This window comes from Streptomyces sp. NPDC004561 (assembly GCF_053602155.1).
In genome coordinates this window covers 1-2,024 of record NZ_JBSGDB010000831.1, presented here as the reverse complement: position 1 = coordinate 2,024, position 2,024 = coordinate 1, and the positions used below count along the sequence as shown (strand labels likewise).

General features: G+C 70.5%; 2 protein-coding genes. Both read right to left on the bottom strand.

The annotated features are described in order from the left end of the window. Nucleotides 1-91 precede the first annotated feature (91 nt). Nucleotides 92-805, bottom strand: a complete 714-nt coding sequence (locus tag ACWEN3_RS45840; protein ID WP_452984293.1) for a nucleotidyltransferase family protein — start codon at nucleotides 803-805, stop codon at nucleotides 92-94. Nucleotides 806-852: 47 nt separating this feature from the next. Beyond that, on the bottom strand, nucleotides 853-1,854 hold the full coding sequence (locus tag ACWEN3_RS45835; RefSeq protein WP_452984291.1) for an SDR family NAD(P)-dependent oxidoreductase: 1,002 nt from the start codon (nucleotides 1,852-1,854) through the stop codon (nucleotides 853-855). Nucleotides 1,855-2,024 lie beyond the last annotated feature (170 nt).

Below are 2,024 nucleotides of genomic sequence, written 5' to 3'. Positions count from 1 at the left end.
TTGGGGGGCGCCGGGGGGGGGCCGCAGCCGCTCGGCCACGTGGCGGCCCAGGTATCCGGTACCGCCAAGGACGAGAATGCGCATGCGGTACTCAGGCTCCCTTGAGCAGCAGGGACTTGCGGCTGGTGAACTCGGCGTTGGCCCGGTCGTAGTCGTCCGGGCGGCCGATGTCCAGCCAGTAGCCGTCGAACTCGTAGGCGTGCGGCGGGTTCTGCTCCCGCAGCAGGTCCAGGACGAGTTCGTCGAAGCCGAGCGGCAGCCCGGCCGTGTAGCCGTCGAGGGTGGCACGGCTGAGGCCGTAGACCCCCATGGAGACCCGGTAGTCCATGCTGGGTTTCTCGGTGAACGCGACGACCTTGCTGGCGTCGGTGGTGAGCACACCGAAGTCGATGTGCACCTTGCGGGCGTAGGTGGCGATGGTGAGCGGCGCGCCGGACTGCCGGTGCCGGACCAGCACCTCGGCGTAGTCGAGGTCGGTGAGCACGTCGCCGTTCATGACGAGGAACGTCTCGGGCAGCCGGTCGCGCAGGGTGAGCAGCGGGCCGAGGGTGCCCAGGGGGTTCTCCTCGGTGGCGTAGTCGACGGCCATGCCCCACTGGGAGCCGTCGCCGACGTAGGCGCGGATGATCTCGCCGAGGTGGCCGATGGCGATGGTGCAGCGGTTGAAGCCGGCCGCCGACAGCTGACGCAGCACGATCTCCAGGATGGCGTGCTGGTCGCCGATGGGGACGAGCGGTTTGGGCAGCGCGGTGGTGTAGGGCCGCAGCCGGACGCCCTTGCCTCCCGCCAGGATCACTGCGTGCATGGACTCCTCCTTCGTTGACACAAGGACAGGGGGACGTGCCGGACGGGTCAGATGTTGTAGATGCCGGTCTTGTAGCGGGCCAGGTTGGCCGGGTCGCGGAAGAAGTCCACGGTCTGGGCGAGGCCCTGCTCCAGCGTGTGCGCGGGCTGCCAGCCGGTGGCGGCGGCGAGCCGGCCCGCGTCGGCGACCAGCCGCATCACCTCGGAGTTGGCCGGCCGGACGCGCGCGGGGTCCGCGCGGACGTCGAGGGCGGTATCCATGACCTTGCCGATCAGGGCGACGAGGTCGCCGACCGAGATCTCGCCGCCCGTACCGGCGTTGAAGGTGCGGCCGACGACCTGCTCGGCGGGCGCGGCGCCGACCGCGAGGAACGCCTGCGCGGTGTCCTTGACGAAGGTGAAGTCGCGGGTGGGGCGCAGGTCGCCGAGGGTGATGGTCCGCTCCCCCGCCGCGACCTGGCCGATGACGGTGGGGATGACGGCACGCATCGACTGGCGCGGCCCGAAGGTGTTGAAGGGCCGCAGGGTCACCACCGGGGTGCCGAAGCTGGCGTGGTAGCTGTCGGCGAGCCGGTCCCCGCCGGCCTTCGAAGCGGCGTACGGGGACTGGGTGTTGATGGGGTGGTCCTCCGTGATCGGCACGGTCCGCGCGGTGCCGTAGGTCTCGCTGGTGGAGGTGTGCACCAGCCGGGGGGTGCCGAGGGCGCGCACCGCCTCCAGCACGTTGAGGGTGCCGGTGACGTTGGTCTCCACGTAGCTGTGCGGCGCCTGGTAGGAGTACGGGATCGCGATCAGCGCGGCCAGGTGGTAGGCGACGTCGGCGCCGTCGAGCAGGGCACGCACCGAGCCGGGGTCGCGGACGTCGCCGAGGACGATCTCGACCTGGTCGAGGACGTCCGGCGCGAGGGTCTCCAGCCAGCCGTAGGAGGAGAAGGAGTTGTACTGGGCCATGGCTCTGACCCGGTGGCCGGAGGCCACGAGGGCCTCGGTGAGGTGGGAGCCGATGAAGCCCTCGGCTCCGGTGACAACGGCGAGCGGTACGGAGGTCAACTGACGGATCCTTCCGATGGGTTGGTCTTGCTTGGGGACGTCATCAGGCGTGCCGGGCGGGCCGGCCCAGCAGCCGGAAGGTCCGGGTCAGCTCGCTGTACTGGCCCTCCTGCACGATCGGCTTGTTCTCGGTGTCGAGCGCGTTCGACTGGTGCTGCAGCGGCATCACG